20 protein-coding genes are annotated in these 22,327 nt (G+C 72.0%); 12 read left to right on the forward strand and 8 right to left on the reverse strand.

Features of this window, described 5'->3' with window-relative positions; translation table 11 throughout:
- Positions 1-26 precede the first annotated feature (26 nt).
- Entirely contained in the window at positions 27-566 is a 540-nt protein-coding gene (locus tag ACIBQ1_RS55145) for a hypothetical protein (protein WP_397290886.1), read from the reverse strand.
- 274 nt (positions 567-840) lie between these two features.
- Here ACIBQ1_RS55145 and ACIBQ1_RS55150 point away from each other — a divergent pair, with 274 nt between their 5' ends.
- From ACIBQ1_RS55150 to ACIBQ1_RS55170, 5 genes are all read left to right on the forward strand, one after another.
- The gene (locus tag ACIBQ1_RS55150) at positions 841-2,061 is read left to right on the forward strand and encodes an MFS transporter (protein WP_397290888.1); all 1,221 of its coding nucleotides are present in this window, start codon (positions 841-843) and stop codon (positions 2,059-2,061) included.
- Positions 2,062-2,150: 89 nt separating this feature from the next.
- A complete protein-coding gene (locus ACIBQ1_RS55155; RefSeq protein WP_397290889.1) occupies positions 2,151-2,672 on the forward strand; it encodes an RNA polymerase sigma factor in 522 nt (173 codons plus the stop codon).
- Positions 2,669-3,676 (forward strand): hypothetical protein, encoded by a 1,008-nt coding sequence (locus ACIBQ1_RS55160; RefSeq protein ID WP_397290891.1) that lies wholly within the window; start codon positions 2,669-2,671, stop codon positions 3,674-3,676. The genes ACIBQ1_RS55155 and ACIBQ1_RS55160 overlap by 4 nt, the downstream gene beginning before the upstream one ends.
- A 133-nt stretch (positions 3,677-3,809) precedes the next feature.
- Complete coding sequence (locus ACIBQ1_RS55165) at positions 3,810-4,484, forward strand: hypothetical protein (protein WP_397290893.1); 675 nt, start codon at positions 3,810-3,812, stop codon at positions 4,482-4,484.
- 67 nt (positions 4,485-4,551) lie between these two features.
- On the forward strand, positions 4,552-5,163 hold the full coding sequence (locus tag ACIBQ1_RS55170) for a hypothetical protein (protein WP_397290895.1): 612 nt from the start codon (positions 4,552-4,554) through the stop codon (positions 5,161-5,163).
- A gap of 101 nt (positions 5,164-5,264) precedes the next feature.
- Here the strand turns inward: ACIBQ1_RS55170 and ACIBQ1_RS55175 are convergent, their stop codons facing one another.
- The 3 genes from ACIBQ1_RS55175 to ACIBQ1_RS55185 all read right to left on the reverse strand — a co-directional run bounded on the left by ACIBQ1_RS55175 (position 5,265) and on the right by ACIBQ1_RS55185 (position 9,500).
- On the reverse strand, positions 5,265-6,764 hold the full coding sequence (locus ACIBQ1_RS55175; RefSeq protein ID WP_397290897.1) for a M28 family peptidase: 1,500 nt from the start codon (positions 6,762-6,764) through the stop codon (positions 5,265-5,267).
- A 158-nt stretch (positions 6,765-6,922) separates the two neighbouring features.
- A complete protein-coding gene (locus tag ACIBQ1_RS55180) occupies positions 6,923-8,422 on the reverse strand; it encodes a M28 family metallopeptidase (RefSeq protein WP_397290899.1) in 1,500 nt (499 codons plus the stop codon).
- Between the two features lie 109 nt (positions 8,423-8,531).
- On the reverse strand, positions 8,532-9,500 hold the full coding sequence (locus ACIBQ1_RS55185; RefSeq protein WP_397290901.1) for a DNA polymerase domain-containing protein: 969 nt from the start codon (positions 9,498-9,500) through the stop codon (positions 8,532-8,534).
- 32 nt (positions 9,501-9,532) lie between these two features.
- Between ACIBQ1_RS55185 and ACIBQ1_RS55190 the strand changes: the two genes are divergently transcribed.
- A complete protein-coding gene (locus ACIBQ1_RS55190) occupies positions 9,533-10,129 on the forward strand; it encodes a histidine phosphatase family protein (RefSeq protein WP_397290903.1) in 597 nt (198 codons plus the stop codon).
- On the opposite strand, the gene ACIBQ1_RS55195 is transcribed toward ACIBQ1_RS55190, so the two are convergent.
- Complete coding sequence (locus tag ACIBQ1_RS55195) at positions 10,092-10,727, reverse strand: maleylpyruvate isomerase family mycothiol-dependent enzyme (protein ID WP_397290905.1); 636 nt, start codon at positions 10,725-10,727, stop codon at positions 10,092-10,094. The genes ACIBQ1_RS55190 and ACIBQ1_RS55195 overlap by 38 nt on opposite strands.
- A 62-nt stretch (positions 10,728-10,789) precedes the next feature.
- Between ACIBQ1_RS55195 and ACIBQ1_RS55200 the strand changes: the two genes are divergently transcribed.
- The gene (locus tag ACIBQ1_RS55200) at positions 10,790-11,215 is read left to right on the forward strand and encodes a MarR family winged helix-turn-helix transcriptional regulator (RefSeq protein ID WP_397290907.1); all 426 of its coding nucleotides are present in this window, start codon (positions 10,790-10,792) and stop codon (positions 11,213-11,215) included.
- Between the two features lie 64 nt (positions 11,216-11,279).
- Here ACIBQ1_RS55200 and ACIBQ1_RS55205 read toward each other — a convergent pair whose 3' ends face one another.
- Positions 11,280-15,005: a S8 family serine peptidase gene (locus tag ACIBQ1_RS55205; protein WP_397290909.1), complete on the reverse strand. Its 3,726-nt coding sequence runs from the start codon at positions 15,003-15,005 to the stop codon at positions 11,280-11,282.
- Between the two features lie 173 nt (positions 15,006-15,178).
- On the opposite strand from ACIBQ1_RS55205, the gene ACIBQ1_RS55210 reads away from it, so the two are divergent.
- The gene (locus ACIBQ1_RS55210) at positions 15,179-18,061 is read left to right on the forward strand and encodes a helix-turn-helix transcriptional regulator (protein ID WP_397290911.1); all 2,883 of its coding nucleotides are present in this window, start codon (positions 15,179-15,181) and stop codon (positions 18,059-18,061) included.
- A gap of 470 nt (positions 18,062-18,531) precedes the next feature.
- Entirely contained in the window at positions 18,532-18,921 is a 390-nt protein-coding gene (locus ACIBQ1_RS55215; RefSeq protein WP_397290913.1) for a hypothetical protein, read from the forward strand.
- 13 nt (positions 18,922-18,934) lie between these two features.
- On the opposite strand, the gene ACIBQ1_RS55220 is transcribed toward ACIBQ1_RS55215, so the two are convergent.
- Complete coding sequence (locus tag ACIBQ1_RS55220) at positions 18,935-19,393, reverse strand: MarR family winged helix-turn-helix transcriptional regulator (RefSeq protein ID WP_397290915.1); 459 nt, start codon at positions 19,391-19,393, stop codon at positions 18,935-18,937.
- An 84-nt stretch (positions 19,394-19,477) separates the two neighbouring features.
- Here ACIBQ1_RS55220 and ACIBQ1_RS55225 point away from each other — a divergent pair, with 84 nt between their 5' ends.
- The 3 genes from ACIBQ1_RS55225 (at position 19,478) to ACIBQ1_RS55235 (ending at position 21,395) form a co-directional block, all read left to right on the forward strand.
- Positions 19,478-19,858, forward strand: a complete 381-nt coding sequence (locus ACIBQ1_RS55225; protein ID WP_397290917.1) for a VOC family protein — start codon at positions 19,478-19,480, stop codon at positions 19,856-19,858.
- A 196-nt stretch (positions 19,859-20,054) separates the two neighbouring features.
- Complete coding sequence (locus tag ACIBQ1_RS55230; protein ID WP_397291041.1) at positions 20,055-20,552, forward strand: sigma-70 family RNA polymerase sigma factor; 498 nt, start codon at positions 20,055-20,057, stop codon at positions 20,550-20,552.
- A 147-nt stretch (positions 20,553-20,699) separates the two neighbouring features.
- Positions 20,700-21,395: a zf-HC2 domain-containing protein gene (locus ACIBQ1_RS55235; RefSeq protein WP_397290919.1), complete on the forward strand. Its 696-nt coding sequence runs from the start codon at positions 20,700-20,702 to the stop codon at positions 21,393-21,395.
- A gap of 109 nt (positions 21,396-21,504) precedes the next feature.
- Here ACIBQ1_RS55235 and ACIBQ1_RS55240 read toward each other — a convergent pair whose 3' ends face one another.
- Entirely contained in the window at positions 21,505-22,104 is a 600-nt protein-coding gene (locus ACIBQ1_RS55240; protein WP_397290921.1) for a dienelactone hydrolase family protein, read from the reverse strand.
- Positions 22,105-22,327 lie beyond the last annotated feature (223 nt).

Genomic DNA, 22,327 nt, shown 5'->3' on the forward strand with positions numbered 1-22,327 from the left:
TCTTCCTTGCGGTCCGGCGGGCGCGGTTATCGGGAGGCAAGGGCGGCCAGCATCAGGGGGTGTTCGATGCCGGTTTCTTCGCCTTCTGTGCGGCGGCGCATGAGCGCGGCGAGCAGGAGTGGGTGTTCGATCATGCTCGTCCCGCCTTCCTTGCGGCGGCGCATGAGCGCGGCGAGGAGGAGGGGGTGTTCGATGCCGGTTTCTTCGCCTTCTGTGCGGCGGCGCATGAGCATGGCGAGCAGGAGTGGGTGTTCGATCATGCTCGTCCCGCTTTCCCTGCGGCGGCGCATGAGCGCGGCGAGGAGGAGGGGGTGTTCGATGCCGGTTTCTTCGCCTTCCGTGCGGCGGCGCATGAGCATGGCGAGCATCAGCGGGTTTTCGATCATGCTCGTCCCGCCTTCCCTGCGGCGGCGCATGAGCGCTGCCAGCAGCAGCGGATGCTCGATGCCCATCTCGGTGCTCTCCTCGCGGCGCGCTGCGAGCGCGGCGAACATCAGCGACTCGAACGCCTCCCGCTCTTCGGTTTCGCGCTCGGTCGTCTCGGTACGCTCTGCGGTCTGGGTCATCTGAGTTCCCTTTCAGGCATGGTGATAGGCACACCAGGGTGTGTTGCCGGAGATGCATGCGACCGATACCCGCGAGGTGTGGGCCTCATTCACCCATAGGGCGTGTCGTACCGTTCCTGACCTGGCCTTTTACGTGGATCAGGCGAACCCGGGCGTGGGAGCGACGCTCACCGGGTGCGGGGGAGTGCCGCCGGGTGCTAGGACCATCGGCGTAGAACGTCTAAGGCCGCTGACCGATCCCGGGGCGGCCTCGCGTGTGCTGATACTCCTGGTCATGTCGATCGCCTCCGTGGAGCGCCAGTCCGGCGTGCGGCCGTTTCTCGTCGGAATGTTCGTGGACGCCCTGGGCAGCGGCCTGTACTACCCGCTCACCCTGCTGTTCATCCACCGGGTCACGGGCCTGCCCATGACCGTGGTCGGGCTGGGGGTGACGGCGGCGGCCGCGGTGGGGCTGGCCGCCAACCCGGTGGCCGGCGTGCTCATCGACCGGTTCGACGCACGTCGCGTGCTGATGGGGACGTACGTGCTGCGCGCGCTGAGCTTCGCCGCGTACCCGTTCGTGGACGGCTTCGCCGCGCTGATCGTGGTCGCGGCGCTGGTCGCGGTCGGAGACCGGGCCTACTATCCCGCCTCCGGCGGCTACGTCTCGGTCCTGGCCACGGGCGCGGACCGGGACCGGCTGTACGCGCTGATGTCGACCGCCAGGAACGTCGCGTTCGGCCTGGGCGGGCTGCTGTCGGCGGGGGTGGTGTCGCTGGGCGGCACGACCGGCTTCGTGATCATCGCGTCGGTCAACGCGGCCAGCTTCGTCGTGGCCACCGGGTGCCTGATCCTGTCGGGCCGGCGCGCGCCGGTGGAGCCGACGCCCCCGGAGCGGGGCGGGTACCGGCGAGTGCTGGCGGACCGGCCCTTCGTCGGGCTGGTGGCGGCCGAGCAGGCGTTCACGCTGACGCGCATGGTCCTTCCGATCGCGCTGCCGGTGTACGCCGTCACGGTGCTCGGCGCCCCCGCCTGGCTGCTGGGCCTGCTGTACACGCTCAACACGATCCTGGTGGCGGTGGGCCAGCTCGCGGTCCGGCGACGCCAGCGCGCCGCCCGCCGTACCCACGCCATGGCCCTCGGCGGGGCGGCCCTGATCGTGTCGTGCGTCCTGTACGCCGCGGCGGCCGCGCTTCCTCCCGGACCACCGCGCGTCATCGCCTTGGTGGCGGCCACCCTCGTCTTCACGGCGGGCGAGCTGATGCACGCCACCCCGTCCTGGGCCCTGGCCGTGGCCACGGCACCACCCGCCCTCCGCGGCCGCTACCTGGCGATCCACCAGCAGACCTGGGCGATCGGCAACGTCGTCGCCCCGGCCGCCTTCTCGGCCCTGCTGGGCGCCGCGCCCGCGCTGCTGTGGGGCACGCTCACCGTCCTGCTCGCACTGGCGAGCCTCACCCTCCTCCACCTCTCACGCCGCCTCCCACCCGACGCCGTCGCCGCCCCGGGCGCCTGACGCGAACGGCACCGGGGCACCGGCACCTCTGGCGGTCGGGGGTTGTCCTCTGCGACGGCCAACCAAGATTTTCAGGAAGAATCGCATGCTTGCGGGCAAACAAGGGTGTGATCACTGCTCCTGACGTCTTCGAGGCAGTCTTCGAAGCCCATTACGAGGAGATCCGGCGCTACATCGGGCGCAGGCTCGCCCCCGACGTGGCCGAGGATCTCGCCGCGGAGACGTTCCTCATCGCCTTCAGGCAACGTGAACGCTTCGACTCGGCCGTCGGTGGCGTCAGGCCGTGGTTGTACGGGATCGCGACCAACCTCATCGGCCGCCACCGGCGCGCCGAGGTGCGCAGGTACCGCGCCATGGCCAGGACGGGGCCGCCACCTGACGACGAAGGACACGACCAGCGGATCGTGGACAGGCTCAGCGCGAGCGTGACGGTTGACCGGCTGGCGGGGGCGCTGGCGCGGCTGTCGAAGGGGGAGCGCGACGTGGTGCTCCTCATCGCGTACGGCGGGCTGAGCTACGACGAGGTGGCGGCGGCGCTCAGGATCGCCTCGGGGACGGTCGCGTCCCGGTTGAGCAGGGCCAGGACAAAGCTGCGTGAGGTGTTGGGATGAACGAGTTCCAGGTCATCGACTCGGTGATGCCCGATGCGCCGCCCTCGTCGGCCGACCAGGTGGCGGCGGCGCGGGAGCGGGTACTCGCAGGTACACGGATACCTCCTGTGCGGGCGGGCAGGAGGTCGTGGACGGGGATGGCGCTCGTCGCGGCGGCCGTCGCGCTCGTGGTCGGCGCGGTGGTGGCCCTCGTACCTCGACCCGCGGTGGAGCCGGTCGCGGTCACGCCCATGCAGAAACTGGAAGCCGCGGCATCCAGGCTGGCGGCGACACCGGAGGCGAAGGGTCGCTACTGGCGACGAGACACCGAGCAGATCATGCGGACGAAGAGCGTCAATGACTACGAGGTTGAGGAACGGGCCATGGAGGTCCTCGGCTTCGGGCCCAGCCGCGAGGTCTACGGCTGGCGCGAGCCGGTGTCGTCGAAGCCGTACACGGTCGAGGGCCTGAAAGCGTGGCGACGGGACGGCTCCCCCAAGCTGTGCCCCGCTCGGGGGTGCGACAAGAACATGCCCGCATACGCCTCGGTGGACCTGGATTTGGGGCTGGAGCTCGCCGATGGGCTGAAGCCGACGCTGACGGAGCTGCGGAACCTCCCCAAGGAGCCGGCGGCGCTCAGGGCACGGCTGCTGGACAGCTACAACCCGCAGGTGGTCGCCGAGCGCGAGCCCTGGCTCCAGGGGGCCGCCTCGCGGCTCATCGACTCACCGGCGACGCCTGGCACCAGGGCCGCCGCCTACCTTCTCCTGGCGAATGCGCCGGGCGTCAAGGTGGTCGACGACATCCCCGGGACGTTCGGGCTCGACGGGCTGGCCCTCCAATACAAGGCGGGGCAGATCGTAGTGCAGATCGTGATCGACCGCAGGACCGGCCAATTGCTCGGGAGGCATTGGCTGACTCCCGGGGGCGATGCCGACCGCGCCGAGATCGTAAGGAAGGTGGGCTGGAGCGATGTGCGGCCGGTGCCGCCTGCCAAATGCGTCCGCTGTACGGCCCGGCTCTAGCTAGAACACGCGCGCTGGATCGCGGCGCGGCGAGCGCGGAGCGCACGTCCGGGCATCGCCGAGGCTTTCCGCAAGCCAACCGGCGAGGCCGACGCGGCTCCACCGAACTGGGGACCCGTCGGAGCCGGCCTCAATGCCGGACGGGTTCGTCCTCCAGCACGGTCACCAGTCCGCCTCCCTCAAGAGGTTCGCCGCACGCCGCGCAGACGACCCGCGTCTCGACATCGGCACCGCACGTGTGCAGCTGCGGCTGGCCCTGCTGCTGGGCTGCTACGCGATGTTCGGGCTCGGCCTGGTGGCGGCACTGCTGGTGCTGGCCATGATCTACAGCCGCCTGGTGCACCATGACGCGCCCACTGGTGCGACGGTGCCCACGGTGTGGATCGGCCTGGGGGCGCTGGGCCAGGTCGTGACGGGGCTGGGGGCACTGGCCACAGCGGCGCCGACCGCGCTGCCCGCGCCGTACGCGCACGGCGCGGCGGTCTTCGCGCTGCTGGCCGGAGTCGGGGTGTGGGGCTTCGCCATGCTGTGGCTGGCACTCGCCGCGGCGCTGACCGTACGGGAGTTCCGGGCGGGGCTACCCTTCGCGCCCACCTGGTGGTCCTTCATCTTCCCCCTCGGCGCCTGCGTCACCGGCACCAGCGCCCTCGCCGCGCGTACCGGCTCGCAAGCATTCGTCTGGGCCGCCGTCGCCCTCTACGCGCTGCTCGTCGCCGCCTGGGCCGTGGTGACCTGCCGCTCACTGCGCCACGCCGCCGCGCACGCACGCGGGCTTGCCGGCAGCGCTCACCGGATCACATCGGCTTGACCTTGACGCGACGTCAACGTGTCCAATGGGGGTTGACCGAGCCCGGAGAGCTGAGAGTGGGGGACCGATGGTCAGAGCCGTGCTGCGGATCGTGGTGTTCGAGCTGAAGGGCCTGTTCGCCATCGGGCAGTGGCTGGTGCGGCGCCGTCATGGCGTGCCCGCGGGGGCGACCGTCGTGACGTACACGAAGGCGCAGACGTTCATGTTGTCGCTGATGTTGTTCGCGATGGCGGTCGAGACCGTGGTGGTCGATCTGCTGCTGGTCGCGCTCGACGTGCCGGCGTTGCTGCGGTTCACGGTGCTGATCGCCGACGTGTACGGGCTCCTGTTCGGGGTCATGCTGGCCGCCGCCTGTGCCACCAGGCCGCATGTCATCACCCCTGGCGAGTTGCGCATCCGGTTCGGCGTGTACTTCGACGTGCGCGTACCCGTCGAGCGGATCGCGGCCGTGCGGACCAGTCGCAACTACAACGAGAGCAGCATGGTCACCGTCAAGGACGGGCGGCTCAGCGTGGCGGTCTCCTCGCAGACGAACATGACGGTCGAGTTGAGCGAGCCCGTTGCCTTCGTGCGCCCGTTCGGGGGCCGGGGTGAGGCGACCTTGATCCGGTTCTTCGCGGATGAGCCGGGGAAGGTCATGGCGGCGTTGCGTGGCGACCGGACTGCGGAGCCTGCCTGATCGGGGACCGGGGGACGGGGACGCTGCGGGCCGGGTCGCGATGGGCCCGGCCCGCGGGGGGCGAGGGCCGGGTCTGGTGCGACCCGGCCCGCCTCGAACTGTTAGCGGGTGATCTTGACGTCGTCCACGCCGGCCTCCACCAGGGAGGCGCCCGAGGCGTCGGCGGCGTCGATGAGGATGCGGACCGTCTGGCCCGCGAACGCGTTCAGGCCGGCCGTCGCGGTGGCCCAGGCGCCGTTGCGGTTGGTGGCGGCGCCCGCCTGGTTCAACACCGTGGTCGTGGTGCTGCCGACCACGCGGACCCGGAAGTAGTCGGCGCTGGAGGCGTTCGAGCCGTGCGCCAGGTACCACGAGAACGACAGGTTCAGCGGCCCCGTGGCCGGGAGCGTGATCGGCGGCGACTGGATCGAGGAGATGCCGCCGTCGAGGTCGAAGTCACCGGCGGCGGTGCCCGCCAGGCGGCCCGTGACCAGGTCGTTCGTGCCGCTCACCGTGGTGCCGAGCTGCTTGGCGCCGCTGGAGGTGGTGGCCTCGGGGTCGCCGCGCTCCCACTGGCCGGTGGTGGCGGTGTCGGTGCTCGACGGGTTGACCGTCCAGCCGGTGGCCGTCTCGAACGTGTCCTGCCAGACCACGACCGGCGGTACGGCGGTGGCGATCGTCCACACCGAGTACGCGATCGCGTCGGCGTTCCTGTCGAGCGCGGTGTCGTTGATGTTGGACGTCGTGTCGCAGGAGCGGTGGTAGCAGACGTCGAACGCCTGTCCGGCGGTGCCGCCCCACAGCGTGGCCTGGGCCGAGCTCTTGATGCCCTCGGCGCCGGTGAACGTGCCGCCCGCCGGGATGCCGACAGCGATGAACGGGCCGTAGTCCGAACGCCCGTCGAAGTCGGTGCCCCGGGTCGGCACGCCGATCGACGTGAAGTAGTCCTGGATGACCTTCTCCAGTTCGGCGGAGCCGGTCGGGCCGGGACCGGAGCCGGTGCCGTCCGAGTTGTCGCCGTCGTACACGAAGTATCCGGGGTTCGGGGAGCCGACCATGTCGAAGTTCAGGTACCCCTTGATCCGCGCCCGGTCCGCGGCCGGCAGGTTGTTCACGTAGAACTGCGACCCGCGCAGTCCCAGCTCCTCCGCGCCCCACCAGGCGAAGCGCAGGTGCTTGGCCGGCTGGAGGGCCTGGCGGGACACCTCGAGCGCGGTCTCCAGGATGGACGCGCTGCCCGAGCCGTTGTCGTTGATCCCGGGACCGGCGGTGACGCTGTCGAGGTGCGCGCCGATCATGAGGATGTCGTTCGGGTCCCCGCCCGGCCAGTCGGCGATGACGTTGTAGCCGGTGGCGCCGTTGTAGGTGAACGACTGGAGCGTGGTGGTGAAGCCCGCGGCGTCCAGTTGGCCGCGCACGTAGTTCGCGGAGGCCAGGTAGCCGGGGCGGCCGTGCGCCCGGTTGCCGCCGTTGGCGGTGGCGATGGACTGGAGTTGGGTGAGGTGGGCCTTGACGTTGGTGACGGAGATGTTCGGGGCCGCTGCGGCGGCCTGGGCCGGCAGGCCCGTCAGGGTGGTGATGGCCAGGGATAACGTGATTGCCGCGACGATGATCGATCGCATGATGCGGCGCCTCCATCCGAGGTCGAGGGTGGAAGATCCCGAGATGGTGCTCAATGGAACCAGCAGGAGGTTCCATCTGATGCGGTGGTGCCGTGCAAGGTGGTGCCGTGCAAGGTGGTCGGGTGGGCAGGGGGGCTGCCCACCCGGGATGGGAGTCGTCAGTTGGCCGTCTTCGCGGCCAGGGGCGCCGCCGCGGCGGCGGTTCGCGGCGGGATGGAGCGCAGGTTGAAGGCGAAGCGGGCGACGGAGTCCGCGATCGCGTCCAGGTCCACGTCCAGCGCGGTGTCGTTGATGTTGGCGATCGTGTCGCACGCCTGGTGGTAGCAGACGTCGTACGCGACCCCCGCCGTGCCGCCGAACATCGCCGCCTCCTCGGCCGTCTTGATGCCCTCGGCGCCGGTGAAGATCCCGCCCGCCGGGATGCCGACGTCGATGAACGGGCCGTAGTCGGAGCGCCCGTCGAAGTCGGTGCCGACGGTGGGCAGGTGGCGCGAGCCGTAGAAGGCTTCGAGCTGCTTCTCGATCTCGGCGGATCCGGGCGGCCCGGCCGGGGAGCCTTCGTTGTCGGAGTTGTCCCCGTCGTACAGCTTGTACGCGTAGTTGGGCGAGGCCACCATGTCGAAGTTCAGGTAGACCCGGATCCGGTCCCGCTGCGCCTCGGACAGCGACGCCACGTACTGGTCGGACCCGAGCAGCCCGATCTCCTCGCCCGCCCAGAAGGCGAAGCGGACCTTGTTCTTCACCGGGAAGTGCGCCATCTCCTCGGCGACCTCCAGGATGGACGCGGAGCCCGAGCCGTTGTCGTTGATGCCGGGCCCGGCGGGCACGCTGTCGAGGTGGGCGCCGGCCATCACCACGTTGCGCGGGTCGCCGAAGCGGGACTCCGCGATCACGTTGTCGTTGGTGCCGAGCACGAGGGTGGAGTCCATCTTGAGCCGCACGGTCGCCCCGGCCGTGGCCGCCAGCTCGTTGCCGACCGCGAAGTCGGCGAAGACCATCGGGACCCCGGCCCGCCACTCGCCGATGTCCAGCGGGAACGCGTCGGTCCGGCCCGGCTGGCCCTCGTTGAACACGATGATCCCGGACGCCCCGGCGCGCCCCGCGTTGCGGATCTTCAGGGCGAAGGCGCAGGTGCCGCGCTGGATGAGCGCGATCCGGCCGGCCACGAAGCCGGCGAAGTCGGACTCCTCGCAGCCGCTGGTCGAGGTGGGTGTCGGGGTCGGCGGCAGCGTCAGGTCCACGGCCTGGACCTGCGCGGTCACGTCACCTGCGGGGGAGGGCTGGAAGGAGAAGAAGTCCTCGTTCGGCACGTACGTCTTCGAGCCGGGCGCGGTGAGGTTGAGCGTGGGCGGGGAGTTCTCGGTCCAGCTCTCGACGAAGTTGATCGGCTGGAGGGTGACCTTGTATCCGGCCTTGCGCAGCTTGCCCGCCACGTAGTCGCGGGAGGCGTCGTAGCCGGGGGTGCCCGCGGCGCGCGTGCCGCCGTTGGCGGTGGCGATCGCCTGAAGGGCGTTGAGGTGCTTCTTGGCGTTCGGGCCCTTCACCTGCTTGACGAGCAGCTTGGCGAAGAGGTCGTCGAGGCCCCCGGCGCCGGCCGGGGTGGTCATGGCCAACGGTAGGGCCAGCGCGGTGATCAGTGCGATGGCGATTCGACGCATAAGGGTTCCCCTGGTGGACGAATGCGATGATTCCCCCGAGCCGCCACGTGAACGTAACCCGGCAGGGGATCACTGAGAAGGCCCACTAGTGCGTCAATATCCGGACAAATCACGAAGATGAGCGGCGGGCGCGGGCGCGCCGCTTGCCCTCGTGCATCGCCTGTACGCGGGCGACCGGGATCGTGTGCCCCTCTTCGACCAGGTCGGCGGGCAGCCGCTGCGGCTCGGGCATGGACTCGGCCCACGGGTCGGCGTCCTTGAGCAGCGCGGCGGCCGTGTGGACGGTGAAGTCCGCGGGCACGACCTGATCGAGCGACTCCCACGCCACGGGGAACGACACCGGCGCGCCGGGACGGATGCGAGGGCTGTACGCGGCCGCCACCGTGGCCCCGCCCGCCCTGGTCGAGTCGATGAACACCTTGCCCGCGCGGTCCTCGCGGATGAACGCCGTGGTGGCCAGCGCCGGGTCCACCCGCTCGGCGCGGGCCGCCAGCGCGCGCGTGGCCGCGGCCAGGTCCTCCACGCCGGTTCCCTCGGCCACGGGCACGAACACGTGCACGCCCTTGGCCCCGCTGGTCTTGACCGCGCCCGTCAGCCCGGCGTCGTCCAGGGCCTGGCGCACCAGGAAGGCCCCGCGCACGGCCAGCTCGAAGGAGTCGCTGCCGTCCGGCGGGTCGAGGTCGAGGATCATGTGGGTGGGATGAGAGCCCACGAACAGCCCCGGGTGATATTCCACCGCCCGCTGGTTGGCGAACCAGAGCAGCGTCCTGCGTTCGTTGCAGAGCGCGTACGTCACCTGCCTGCGCGACGCCTCGGCCCACACGGAGACCGACCGCACCCATTCGGGGGCGTACTTGGGCAGGTTCTTCTGCACGAACGGCTCCTGCCCCGGCCGTACGCGGATGACCGAGAGCGCCCGGTCGCGCAGGACCGGGATGATCCGGTCGCCGACCGCGTCGAGATAGTCGACCAGGTCGCGCTTGGTCGCACCCGCCCCGTCGAAGAGGGGCTGGTTGAGGTTGGTGAGCGACACCCCGTCGCGCGTCTCATCGCCGGCCACCCGCCCTACGATGCCCATGACGTGTGTCCGAGGTCAACAACTGGAGCCCGATGACTCGCTACCTCTACCTCGCCCGCCACGGAGAGGCGACGCCGGACGAGACCGGTCTGAGCGCGAACGGCCGCCGCCAGGCCGCGCTGCTCGGCGAGCGGCTGAAGGACGTCCCCCTCTCCGCCGTCCACCACGGCCCGCTCCCGAGGGCCGCCCAGACCGCGCGCCTGATCGCCGAGCACCTTCCCGGCGTGCCCGTGCGCGTCTCGGAGGCGGCCGGCGACTACCTCCCGTACGTGCCGGCGAGGAGCGAGCTGCCCCCGGAGCACGCGGACCGGTTCCTGGGCTTCCTCGGCCAGTTCCCGGCGGACGGCGGCGCGAAGCTCGTGCGCCAGGCCGAGGAGCTGTTCACGGGGCCGGTGGAGGAGGAGCGCCACGAGCTCGTCGTCACGCACAACTTCCTGATCGGCTGGCTCGTCCGCGCCGCGCTGGACGCCCCCGGCTGGCGCTGGCTCGGGCTCAACCACTGCAACGCCGCCCTGACCGTCATCCGGTACGCGCCGGACCGCCCGTCCGCGCTGCTCTTCTACAACGACATGGCACACCTGCCGCCCGAGCTCAGGTGGACCGGATTCCCGCCCGAGCTGCGTCCGTAGCTCCTCGCAGGCCGGTCAGCGCGGCCGGCCGCCCGCTGAGCAGCAGGAGCAGCGCCTGTACGGGCCCCTCGACCACGTCCCCTTCGCCCGCCGACCAGTCCACGTCCGTGGCCACGAGCCGGAGGCCGCGCAGGCGCCGCTGCGGGTGGAAGGGGAACCCGCGCTCCCAGATGTGGGTGGCGCAGGCGCGGGCCGCCTCCGGCGGCATGGCCCGGTCGAGGCCGAGCGGCACGGCGATGTCCTGGGCGTGGACCAGCACGTCGAAGAGCGGGTCGAGCGGTTTGGTCGACGGCGCCCTGCGGTGCGAGGTGGCCGACTCGCGCACCTGCGCGACGATCTCGCCGACCGGCAGCCTGGCGTGGCGGATCGCCGTGTCGCGGACGAAGCGATCGAAGCTCCCGCGCGCCCGGACGAAGTCCACCATCGCCCGCGGGAGGCTCACCCTGGTGGCCAGCGCGAGGTGGGCGGCCACGTCGCGGACCCGCCAGCCCGCGCAGAGCGACGGCCGCTCCCAGTCGTCCGCGGACAGCGAGCCGAGCAGGTCGGCCACGCCGCGTCGCTCGATCTCGAGGGCGGCCCAGATGTCTTCCTGGTTCATCGCAACCCCCAATTGCTAAGGTGGCTTTAATATAAGGCTTCCTGAGCAATTGGAGAAGAGCCTTGGCCGCCACGCATCCACCGCACGTCATAGCCCTGCTCTACGAGGCGTACCTGCGGCTGCAGGACGTCGTGCTCGACGCGGGCAGGACGTATGACGCCCGCATCCGGCCCGCGCACTCGGCGGTGTTCTTCCACATGGAGCACGACGGCATCCGGCTGGGCAGGCTCGCGGAGAAGGCGCAGATGACCCCGCAGGCGATGGGGGCGCTGGTCGACGACCTGGAGGAGCTGGGCTACCTGCGCAGGGTGCCCGATCCGGCCGACCGCCGCGCCAAGCTCATCGAGTTCACCGAGCGCGGCGACGAGGCGCTGCGGGTCGGCTACGCCGCGATCGACGACGTCGAGCGGCGCCTGGCGGTCCTGCTCGGCGAGGACGGCCTCGCCGAGCTGAACACCACGTTGAGCCGCGTCGTCAACGCGTTCTAGGGGGCCGACTTCGCCATCGTCTCCCGCTCCTCCCGGGTGGGGATCAGCCCGGCAGGCGCGAGGGTCAGGGCTTCTTCCAGGGGTTGAAGTAGGCGACCGTGCCGAAGTCGATCTCGTACGAGCCCATCGCGCTCCCCGCCGTGGCCGTGGCCCCGGTGACGAAGATGCGGATGCCGGCCGCCGCGTCCACGGCCAGGGCGTGCGAGCGGTCCGACGCCCCGGCCGCCCCGTCGTAGCGCCCCGTCCACACTTCCTGGCCGGTGGCCGAGTCGTACGCGACCGTCACGTAGTCGCTGCCTCCAGCCTCGTCATCGGCGCTCTCGCCCGTGATGACGACCCTGGAGCCGTCCGGGGTGGCCGCGACGTCCCAGGCGTAGTCCTCGCCCTTCGCCTGCCCGTCGCGCCGCTGCACCCACGCGCGCTGACCCGTGCCCGGGTCGTAGGCGATCGTGGTGAAGTCGGACCTCGTGCCCTCGCCCTCCGTGTTGCCCGTCACGTACACCTTGCCGGCGGCGAGGGTGATGGCGTGCGGGGTGTCGCTGCCGTGGGCCGGCCCGTCGTAGCGGTCCGTCCAGAGCTCCTTCCCGGTGGCCACGTCGTAGGCGACCGTGGCCAGGTCGGTCTGCGTGCCCCGGCCCTCGCTGGACCCGGTGACGTAGACGGCCTTGCCGTCCACGGCCATGCCGGAGGGGATGTCCATCCCGTTGGCGGGGCCGTTGTGCCGGGCGGTCCAGAGCTGGTCGCCGGTGGCCGTGTCGTAGGCCACGGTGCCCCAGTCGGAGAAGCCCGTGCCGGAGACGCCCTGGCTCTGGCCGGTGACGAAGAGCTTGGACCCGTCCGGGGTCACCTCGATCTCCCTCGCGTCGTCGGTGCCGGCCCCGGGCCCGTCGTAGTACCGCAGCCAGGTGCGCTCTCCGCTGTCCGCGTTGTACGCGACGATGAAGTAGTCGTCCTTGCCGCCCTCGGCCAGCGTGCTCATGCCGGTGGCGTAGACGCTCTTCCCGTCCGGGCTGACCGCGACCGCGTTGGCGAAGTCCGACAGGTTGCCGGTTCCGGTGTGCCGGGCGGCCCACAGCTGCGCGCCCGAGGCGGTGTCGTACGCGATGGTGACGGCGTCGTTGCCGGTGTCGGTGCCCGCGCTGATGCCGGTGACGAAGAGCTTGCTCCCGTCGGGGCTGATCGCGATAGCCGCCGGTTCGTCGTAGGTCCCCGCGGGGCCCTTGTAGCCCTTGCTCCACAGCCGGGCGCCGGTGGCCGCGTCGTAGGCGACGGTGGCGATGCTCGGGCTGAGCGCGCCGGGGGACGTCCCGAAGCTGGCGCCCGTCACGTACACCCGCTCACCCTTGGGGGCCAGCGCGATGAACTCGGCGGAGTCGGAGCCGCCCGCGGCCCCGTACGTGGCCGACCAGCTCTCGGGCACCGGCCGGACCAGGACCGGCACGCGTACGCTGTGCCGCCCGTCCTTCCAGGTGAGCTGCCCGCCCGTGTAGGCGTTCATCGGGGCCGTGGTCCGCGTGAACGTGACCGTGAACGACTTCGTCTGCCCCGGCCGCACCGTGAGCCGGCTCGGCGTGACCTTGGCCGTGATCCCGGCCAGCCCGGCGGTGGAGGCCGTGTACGTGGCGGTCGAGCGGCCGACGTTGGTCACCGAGCGCGTCACGGTCTGCGTGCCGGGCAGCCGGCCGACCGAGATCGACGGGCCGTTGAAGTCGCTGGGGTCCAGCGAGTACCCCTTCTTCTTCAGCGCGTCGCACACCTTCGGGTCGATGCCCTGGGTCGTCCCGCAGAGGAACGCCGCCCAGTCCTTCACCCCGCTGTCGTAGACCAGGCCGGGGTCGGCGGCGCTGTTCGGGGCCACGTGGCCGGCGCCCTGACCGAAGATCACCTTCGGGTCCGTGCCGGGCCCGTCCAGGACGTCGGTGCCGCTGGTCATCAGGGCCGACTTGACGGCCATGGGCGACCAGCCCGGGTGCAGGTCCTTCAGCAGCGCGGCGAGCCCGGCGACGTGCGGAGCGGACATGGACGTCCCGCTGGACAGGCCGAACTCGGCCCCGTTGTTGCCCGGCGGCGCCGTCGCGGCCAGGATGTCCTGCCCGGGAGCGGTCAGGTCGGGCTTGATCAGGTCACCGCCGCCCGCGCTGAGCGGGCCCCTGGAGGAGAACGCGGCCAGGTACGGCGCCGGGACGTCGTCGGTGATCTTCGCCTGGTCGACCGTGGCCGTCGCGCCGCCCGCGGCGGCGTAGTCCTTGACCGCCTGCCGGTCCTTCACCGCGAGGTGCACGGTGGGGATCGGGTGGAAGTCGGCGTTGAGCGAGTTCTCGTCGACGTTCACGAGGATCGTGCCGACGCCGCCCGCCTCGGCCACGGCCAGGCTCTTGTCGACGCGCGGCGTCACCCCGCGGTCGCAGATGACGATCTTGCCCTGCACCTTGGCGGGGTCGAGGACCGGTTTGCCGCCGTTGTTCCTGGCCGCGTAGCACTGCGCCACCATGGTCGGGTCGGCGCCGGGCAGCCCTGCCGCCGTGGCATCGACGAGCGGCGCCGGGCCGGCCTTGGCCGCCGCCAGCGAGGCCCCGCTGTACGCCGTGCCGTTCCCGAGCGTCGCCGACCCCTGCGTGCCGCGGTTGTGCGTGCCCGCCGCCACCGTGGTCACCCACGGGGAGGGGTGGTTGACGGTGGAGGCGGCGGGGCCGTCGTTGCCGGCGGAGGCGGAGACGAAGATGCCGGCCTGCGCGGCCGCCAGGAACGCCATCTCGGCCGGGTCGAGGAAGTCCGTGCTCGTGCCCGAGACCGAGTAGTTGATGACGTCCACGCCGTCCGCGACCGCCTGGTCGACGGCGGCGACGAGGTCGGAGTAGTAGCCGTTGGCCGTCGAGGAGTCCTGCGCCGACCAGAGCGCCTTGTAGACGGCCACCCGCGCGCGCGGCGCGATGCCGCTGATCGCGCCGAACGCCGCCGCCGGCCCCGTCGCGGGCACGGCGTGGTTGCCGGCCGCCGTCGAGGCCGTGTGCGTGCCGTGCCCGTTGTAGTCGACCGGCGAGGTGAACTCCCACGGCAGCAGTTCCTTCACGCCGGCGTCGCCGCCCCATGCCGCGTCGAAGTGCCGGGCCGCGACCACCTTGCCGTTGCACACCGCCGGGCTCGCCTGCGGGCACGCGCCGTGGAAGCCGCGGATCGGCTTGTACGGCTTGCCGCTGCCGTCGGGGTTGGCGAAGCTCTTGGCGGTCGGCGTGACACCGGTGTCGATCACGCCGATGACCAGGCCGTCGCCGGCGCCCTTGCCGTGCTTGCCGCCGGTGGGGCCGCCGAGCCGGTCCCAGAGGCCGCCGCGGGTGTCGAGGCCCAGGAAGTGCGGCGTCGAGGACGTCTGGACCGTCACCTTCCTGTCCTCGGTCACGGCCACGACGTCGGGCATCGCCCGCAGCTCCCTGGCCTGGGAGCCGGTCAGTTCGGCCGCGAAGCCGCCGTACGAGTAGACGTACTCGTAGAGCTTCCGGCCGCCGCCGACCTTCTTGAGCGCGGCGTCGTGCCGGCCGCGCAGGTGGTCCACGTACTTCGTCACGTCGGCCGAGCCCGGGTCGATCTTCTCGCCCTGCGCCGGTTTGGTGGTGGACAGCCCGGCCACGTCGCCCTCGTACGTGGCGACGGGGTCCGCCGACATCTGCACGATGTAGGTCTTCTGCTCTTCGGGCGCGGTCTGCGCCTCGGCCGCGCCCGGCCAGGCCACCGCGATCAGCGCGGTCGCCGCTACGAGTAAGCGGCGGCCACGCGTAGGTTCGGACAGGTCCATCGTCGCCCCTCTGTGCATCGCCCGCTGATCACGCGGAACGATCGCCGACGCTAATGAGGACGGACGAGAGGGACATCCGTACCGCATACGGATTTTTGGGCGGCACCTATCGCGAGATGGAGATCCGGTAGCCTGTTTTTCTCTGATATATCGGCAGGTAGGGGGTTGTCCGCATGCCCCTCGTCGCCCCCTCGGGTTCCCTCTCCGACGTGCTCATCGGGCGGCGCTCCGAGCTCGCGCTCCTCCGTACCGTCATCGCCGCTCCGCCCTCGCTCGCCCTCATCGAGGGGGAGGCGGGTATCGGGAAGAGCCGCCTGGTGGGGGAGCTGCTCGCCGCGTCCGGCGCGCGCCGGCTCGTGGGGCAGTGCGAGCAGCTCCAGGAGCCCCTGCCGCTGTCCCCGCTGCTCGACGCCTTCCGCCTGGCGGGCGACCTCACCACGTCCCGGCCGGTCAGCCCGGTCGTGGGGGCGCTCGCGCCGCTCCTCCCCGAGCTCGCCGAGCGCCTGCCGCCGCCGCTGCCCCCGTTACCGGACCAGCGGGCCGAGCGGCACCGGGTGTTCAGGGCGGCCGTGGCCCTGCTCGACCACCTCAGCCCGCTGGTGCTCGTGCTGGAGGACGTGCACTGGGCCGACGGCGGCACGCACGACTTCCTCGCCTTCCTGGCCGCCCACCAGCCCCGCGACGTCTCGGTGATCCTCACGGTCCGCACCGGGTCGGGGGCGCTGCCGATCCGCGAGGCGTTCGCCCGCGCGCCGTCCGGCCCGGCGCGGGTGGTCCGTCTCACGCCGCTCAGCCCGCCCGAGGTCGAGGAGCTCGCGCGGAGCATCCTGAAGGCCGAGCTCCCCGGCACGTTCGCCGCCCTGCTCTACGAGAAGACCGGCGGCATCCCGTTCGTCGTCGAGGAGGTGCTCCGCACGCTGCTCGAGCACCTGCCCGCCGGTGAGATCCCCGGCCGCCCCGACGTCCTGGCCGCCCTGGCCGTACCCACCGTCCTGCGCGACGTCGTGCTGCAGCGCCTGTCCTCCCTCGACGGCCCCGCGCGGGAGATCCTCGGGGCCGCCGCGGTCATCGGCACGACGCCCGACGACCGGTTGCTCGCGGAGGTCACCGGCCGCGGCCCCCTGGAGATCGTCAAGGCCCTCGCGTCGGCGCAGGCCGTGGGGCTGCTGCACGAGGAGGACGGGCGGTCCCGGTTCAGGCACGCGCTGGCGCGGCAGATCGTGTACGAGTTCGTGACCGCGCCGGAGCGGCGGTGGCTGCATCTCAGGACCGCGCAGGCCCTGGAGGCCGGGCCGGATCCCAGGCCGGTGGCCCGGCTCGCCCACCACTTCCGGCTCGCGGGCCGCACCGAGGAGTTCGTGGCGAACGCGGAGGCCGCCGCCGGCACCGCCCTGTCCCACGGGGACGACGCCACGGCGGCCCGCTTCCTGCTCCAGGCGCTGGAGGTCGGCTCGCTGCCCCGGGAGACGCGGGTGCGGCTGGCCGTCAAGCTGGGCCGGGTGGCGGTGGACGGCCTGGCCCACGCGGAGGCCGTACCGATGCTCGAACGCCTCCTCGCCACCGAGCCGCTGCCGGCCCACCTGCGCGGAGAGCTGCGCTTCGCGCTCGGCCGGCTGCTGCGCCAGCAGGGGGAGGCGCGGGCCGGCCACCTGCAGATCGAACGCGCGGTCGGCGACCTCGGCGACCGGCCCGCGCTGCTGGGGCGCGCGCTGGCGGTGCTCGCCGCGCCCGAGACCGTCGTGGACCGGCACGTGAGCGAGCACGCCGCGAGGTGCGACGAGGCCGAGCGGGCCGCCCGCCGCAGCGGGGACCCCGACGTGGACATCGCGGTACGCATCGCGCGGGCGTCCCTGCTGCTGGAGCAGGGGGACCCGGAGAGCCTGCGGCTCATCGACGACCTGCTGCGCGACGACCGGCTCCGCGGCGTGCCCCGGGAGCACGCCCGCGCCTGCCTCAACTGGGCCCAGGGCGCGCTGCACATCGGGCGGCTGGAGCGCGCCGAGGCCCTGCTGGCGGAGGGTCGCCGGGTGGCGGACCAGGCCGAGTACCTGCGGGTGGCCGAGGTCGTGGAGCTGGTCACGGCCGCGGTCGATCGGGCGGCGGGGCGGTGGGAGGGCCTGGAGGCCCGGGTCCGCCGCCTGGGCGGCGCGCCGGGCTGGGCCGCCTCCCCGGTTTCGGGGACGGCCGCCTTCCCGGCCGCGTCGATGGAGGCGGGGCTGCTGCGCGGCGCGCTGCTGGCGGCGACGGGCCCGGCCGAGGAGGCCGTGGCGTGCCTGGGCGAGGTGATCGCCGTCGCCGAGCGGGTCGGCGCCGTGTGGCCGCTCATCCCCGCCAAGATGACGCTGTCCCGCCTCCTGCTGACCCTGGACGACGTCGCCGGCGCCGCCGCACACGCCACCGCCGCGCTCTCCCTCGTACGGGCCAAGGGCAACTGGGTGTGGGGCGCGGAGACCGTCCTGTGCCTGGTGGACGCGCTCGGCCGGACATCCGGGACCGTGGAGCTCGTGGACGAGCTGAGCGCGGGCCTCGAAGGCGCCGACGCCCCGATCGCACGGGCGGCGCTGCTGACCGCCCGCGCCGTCGTCTCCCAGGACCCGCCGGAGGCCGACCGGCTGCTCGACGCGGCGCTCGCCACCCTCCAGGAGGCCGGGCTGCGTTACGAGGAGGCCCAGGCCGGTGAGCGCCTGGGCCGGTGGCGCTGCGAACGCGGCACGGGCGACGGCGGGCCCCTGCTCGAAGCGGCGCTGCGCCTGTACGCGGCGATGGGGGCCGACCGGGACATCGCCCGGATCACCCGGATCATGCGGCAGAACGGGGTGCCGATCCCCTATCCGTGGCGGGGCGGACGGCCGTCCCACGGGCAGACGCTGTCGTCACGGGAGCGGGAGGTGGCGCTGCTGGCGGCGGAGGGGAAGACGAACCAGGAGATCGCCACCGAGCTGTTCCTGTCGAGGCGGACGGTGGAGAGCCACATCGCCAGCGCGCTGCGCAAGCTGGGCCTCCCGTCGCGCAGGGAGCTCCGGGCCCTGGCCGAGGGCCGTCCGGCCGATCTGTGACGGCTCAGTCCACCAGGCGGCGCTCCCAGGCCCAGGCGACGATCTCGACCCGGTTGCGCAGGCCGCCCAGGCCAGGAGCCGCCACCCGCCCGCCACACCGGCCGAAAGTACGGTCATGCGGTGCGGGCCCAACAAGTAGGAGTCACCGGTCACGGTGAGCCTTCACCGGGGATCGGCCGGACAGCAGACTGTTGCGTGCGGCCATCGCCAGTTCTCCGCGAACGTGAAACGTGGCTCTTTCGCGGGAGCGTCCATGCGATGGCCGTCACCATTCCGGCATCACCGTTGCGAACGGGGTCGAATCTGCACGTCTCGGGAGGACAGCACACCTGCCGGCGGGGAAAAAACCGTACCCGCTTCAACGATCGATCGCCCCTGATCATGAACGGCTTGCCATCATGTGCTCACACGAAGCAGGGCCCCGGCCGCCCAGGACGGGATCCTTCCGACCGCAGCGAAGGTAGGAGTGCGTGAACGTAGAGGCGGAGATCCTCGACCTGAAGCTCCGGGTGGAAGCTCTCGAAGCGACCCTGCGCTCCGACGGCAGCCTTGACCGACGCCCCCGGCACAACGACATCGTCCCTGCCCAGTCCGGCCCCCATCGGCGGGACCTGCCGCCCCACGTCACGCAGGCGTCGATCGACGCCGCCGAGCTGAGGGCCGAGATCGCGGACGTCCGCACCGAGGTGAGCCAGGACTTCGAGGCTCTGATCGTGGAGGTCGCCGGCCTCCGCCTGCAGATGAACCAGAACTTCAAGACCGTTCGGTCGGACCTGCTCGGGAAGATCGACTCGCTGCGCTGCGAGATGATCGACCTCGGTCTCAGGCTCGATCGGCTGCTGGAGCCGGGCGGCGCCTGAGCCGGCCAGAGGCTCAGGCGCCGAGGTCGTCCGCCAGCCGTCGCAGGTAGGTCGCGAACTGCCGCCGGTCAGGTTCGTCCCAGGAGGCGGTCAGCTCCTCGAAGGCCCGGCGCTGCCACTGCCTGGACCCGGCCAGCAGCGCGTGCCCGCTCTCGGTGAGCCGCAGGGAGGCGCGGCGCCGGTCGCGCTCGGAGGTGTCGCGGGCGAGGTAGCCCGCCTCGACGGTGTCCCTGACCATGCGGCTGGCGCCCGAATGATCGAGCCCGAGCTGGTGCGCGACGGTGCCCACCGTGGGCGGCTCGGGCGCGCCCCCGCCGGCGCGCGCGGTCGTGTGCACGGCCTCCACCACCAGGATGTGCTGCACGTGACGCAGCTCCCCGGTCAGCTCTTCCGACGCCCGCCCGGCCCACCGGCGGGACCAGAAGCGCACCAGGCGGAACAGCGCCGGCCCCCCGTCGGGATCTTCGCTCATACCCTCACCCTACGGCAGCTTGCATGCGAATCGCACGTATGATTATGTGCGATTCGCATGCAACTTCTCGGAAGGGATGCCGTCATGGCCATCGTCATGAACCACCTGATCGTCCCCGCCGCCGACCGCGAGGCGGCGGCCACGTTCTTCGCCGACCTGCTGGGGCTGCGGGTCGGCCCGCCCGCCGGGCCGTTCGCGCCCGTCGGCGTCAACGACGACCTCACGCTCGACTTCGACGACCGCCGCGAGCCCCACCCCGGCCACTACGCCTTCCTGGTCGACGACGCCACCTTCGACGCGGTCATGGAGCGGCTCGGGAAGGACCCGGCGATCGACTACGGCTCCGGCCCCATGAACGGCTGGGACCGTGCCATCAACCACCTGGCGGGCGGCCGGGGCGTCTACGTGCGCGATCCCAACGGTCACAGCTACGAGCTGTTCACCGCCGTGCCCGAAGATCGCTGAGTCACCGGCTGCCGGCGCGCCGCCCGTGGGCAAAGCATGATTTAGCCGGTAAATCCTGTGGTGCGGTGAGAAGGGCAAAGTGCCATCACCTGGCCCCCTTGGGTGGCTAGAGTGAGGGTTCCAATATCGGCGGGATATTCCCTGGTATCCGCAGTGCGAGGAGTCGCGGGTGAATCACCGCGTGACCGATGAGGCCATGGTCCGAGCCCTGTACCGCGAATACGGCGCCCCCCTGATGGCCTTCGCCGTCCGGTTGACGGGTGGCGATCGGCGCTGGGCCGAGGACGTCGTGCAGGAGACTCTGGTGCGCGCCTGGCGCAACCTCCCCGACCTGCGTACCGAGTCCGGTTCTCTGATGCCCTGGCTGGCGACGGTGGCCCGCCGCGTCGTCATCGACAACCGGCGCCGCTCCGGCTCGCGCCCGCTCGACACCGTCGAGGACGTGCCGGAACGCGTCAACGCGGTGGCCGCCGAGGACGAGCGGCTGCTGCGCGAGATCGTCGTGACCGACGCGATGATGTCGCTGTCGCCGGCCCATCGCCAGGTGCTCACGGAGACGTTCCTCCTGGACCGCTCGCTCCAGGAGGCGGCGGAGACGATCGGGGTGCCCGTGGGCACCGTGAAGTCCCGCGTGTACTACGCCATGCGCGCGTTACGCGTGGCGCTGGAGGAAAGGGGGGTGACGCTGCCATGACGTGGGAGGCGCGTCACGACAAGAGTCACAGCGAAAGGGGGGTGACGTTGCCATGACGTGGGAGGCGCGTCACTACGAAAGCCACCGCGAGGGGGGTGACGCGCTCATGAGGGAGCCGCGTCACGCCGAAAGGGGGGTGACGCGGCCATGAACGAGGTGCGTCACGAGGACGTCGCGGCGTACGCGCTCGGCCTGCTCAGCGGGGAGGAGAAGGCCGAGTTCGAGCGCCACCTGCGGGGTTGCCCGAGCTGCTCGGCAGAGGCCGGGGGGTTCGCGGCGATGGGGGAGCTGATCAAGACCGTCCACCCGGACGACCTCCTGCCCAACCCGCCCGAACCCGAGGTCGAATCCCTCCTGGTGCACCGCGCGGCCGTCGAACGCCGCCGCCGGCGCCTGCACCGCACGTTCATGTCCGCCGCCGCCAGCGTGCTCGTCGCGGCCGGCGTCTTCCTCGCGGTCAGCTCGCTGACCAGCGGCCCGAACCCCGACAGCATCCACAGCCCGGCCCGCGCGCTCCTCATGACCGGCCACACCTACTCCGCCACCGACAAGGCCACCGGCGTGTCCGCCCTCGTCGGCCTGGAGGACAAGGGATGGGGCAGCCACGTCGCGCTGGAGCTCAAGGGCGTCAAGGGCCCGCTGCAGTGCCGCCTCCTGGCCGTGGGCAACGACGGCCGCTCCGAGGTGGTGGCGAGCTGGGGCGTCCCCGACAAGGGGTACGGCGTGCCCGGGTCCCCCGACCCCCTGCTGCTGCACGGCGGCACCAGCCTCCCGGAGTCGGAGCTGAACCACTTCACGGTAGAGACCTTCGACGGCAGGAGCCTGGCCACCATCCCAGTGTGACCTCACAGTGCCGATAGGCCCGCGCGCAGGTCGCGGTAGAAGGCGGCCGGCGCGGGCTCGTCGAGCGCCTCCAGGCAGACGGTCGACCACCTGAACCTGGGCGTCCCGCTCATCCCGGCCCCATGAAATGGGTCGTGAACCAGTCTCTGGCGTGCCCGGCCACGGCCTCCAGCGCGCCGGGCTCCTCGAACAGGTGGGTCGCCCCGGGCACCACCGTGATCCGGCTCTCGGCGCGCAGGCGCTGCCGAGCCTCCTCGTTCAGCTTCACCACGATCGGGTCCCGGCCGCCCACGATGAGCAGCGTAGGCGCGCGTACCGCCGCGAGTCGAGGCCCCGCCAGGTCGGGCCGGCCGCCGCGCGAGACGATCGCGGAGATCGCGTTGTCCGGCTCGGCCGCCGCCCACAGCGCCGCCGCCGCGCCGGTGCTGGCCCCGAAGTAGCCGATGGGCAGCCCCGCCGCCTCCTCCTGCCCGCGCAGCCGTTCCGTACGTTCCAGCAGCCGCTCGGCCAGGAGCCCGATGTCGAAGACGTTCGCCCTGTCGGCCTCCTCGGCGGGCGTGAGCAGGTCGAACAGCAGCGTGCCCAGCCCCGCCTGGTTGAGCGCCGCGGCCACGTAACGGTTGCGCGGGCTGAGCCGGCTGCTGCCGCTGCCGTGCGCGAACACCACCACTCCACGAGCGGCGTCAGGAACGACCAGATCGCCGGACACGTGCCCCACCTTTCTGCCGGCGACGGCCCGCTCAAGGGCCCCCGCCCGCGACTGCCGTCCACCTGCCACTTCCCGCCTGAGCCCGGCTCTATCTCGCACCGAGCCGCCTTCTCCCGGGCCGGCGCCCGTCCGACAGCTCCAGCCCCCGGACCGCCGACAGGTGTCCCGCCCGGAAGAGCTCCCGGACCGGGACCGCCCCGAGCCACCTCTCGCACCACGTTTC

The organism is Nonomuraea sp. NPDC050153 (genome assembly GCF_044460125.1).
GTDB lineage: Bacteria > Actinomycetota > Actinomycetes > Streptosporangiales > Streptosporangiaceae > Nonomuraea.

Coding starts and splice junctions, on each gene's coding strand:
- ACIBQ1_RS55230 (WP_397291041.1), top strand. CDS start 20,055: ATGGTCCGAGCCCTGTACCGCGAATACGGCGCCCCCCTGATGGCCTTC.
- ACIBQ1_RS55235 (WP_397290919.1), top strand. CDS start 20,700: ATGAACGAGGTGCGTCACGAGGACGTCGCGGCGTACGCGCTCGGCCTG.
- ACIBQ1_RS55225 (WP_397290917.1), top strand. CDS start 19,478: ATGGCCATCGTCATGAACCACCTGATCGTCCCCGCCGCCGACCGCGAG.
- ACIBQ1_RS55160 (WP_397290891.1), top strand. CDS start 2,669: ATGAACGAGTTCCAGGTCATCGACTCGGTGATGCCCGATGCGCCGCCC.
- ACIBQ1_RS55165 (WP_397290893.1), top strand. CDS start 3,810: ATGCCGGACGGGTTCGTCCTCCAGCACGGTCACCAGTCCGCCTCCCTC.
- ACIBQ1_RS55175 (WP_397290897.1), bottom strand. CDS start 6,764: ATGCGATCGATCATCGTCGCGGCAATCACGTTATCCCTGGCCATCACC.
- ACIBQ1_RS55150 (WP_397290888.1), top strand. CDS start 841: ATGTCGATCGCCTCCGTGGAGCGCCAGTCCGGCGTGCGGCCGTTTCTC.
- ACIBQ1_RS55145 (WP_397290886.1), bottom strand. CDS start 566: ATGACCCAGACCGCAGAGCGTACCGAGACGACCGAGCGCGAAACCGAA.
- ACIBQ1_RS55190 (WP_397290903.1), top strand. CDS start 9,533: ATGACTCGCTACCTCTACCTCGCCCGCCACGGAGAGGCGACGCCGGAC.
- ACIBQ1_RS55210 (WP_397290911.1), top strand. CDS start 15,179: ATGCCCCTCGTCGCCCCCTCGGGTTCCCTCTCCGACGTGCTCATCGGG.
- ACIBQ1_RS55185 (WP_397290901.1), bottom strand. CDS start 9,500: ATGGGCATCGTAGGGCGGGTGGCCGGCGATGAGACGCGCGACGGGGTG.
- ACIBQ1_RS55170 (WP_397290895.1), top strand. CDS start 4,552: ATGGTCAGAGCCGTGCTGCGGATCGTGGTGTTCGAGCTGAAGGGCCTG.
- ACIBQ1_RS55220 (WP_397290915.1), bottom strand. CDS start 19,393: ATGAGCGAAGATCCCGACGGGGGGCCGGCGCTGTTCCGCCTGGTGCGC.
- ACIBQ1_RS55180 (WP_397290899.1), bottom strand. CDS start 8,422: ATGCGTCGAATCGCCATCGCACTGATCACCGCGCTGGCCCTACCGTTG.
- ACIBQ1_RS55205 (WP_397290909.1), bottom strand. CDS start 15,005: ATGGACCTGTCCGAACCTACGCGTGGCCGCCGCTTACTCGTAGCGGCG.
- ACIBQ1_RS55195 (WP_397290905.1), bottom strand. CDS start 10,727: ATGAACCAGGAAGACATCTGGGCCGCCCTCGAGATCGAGCGACGCGGC.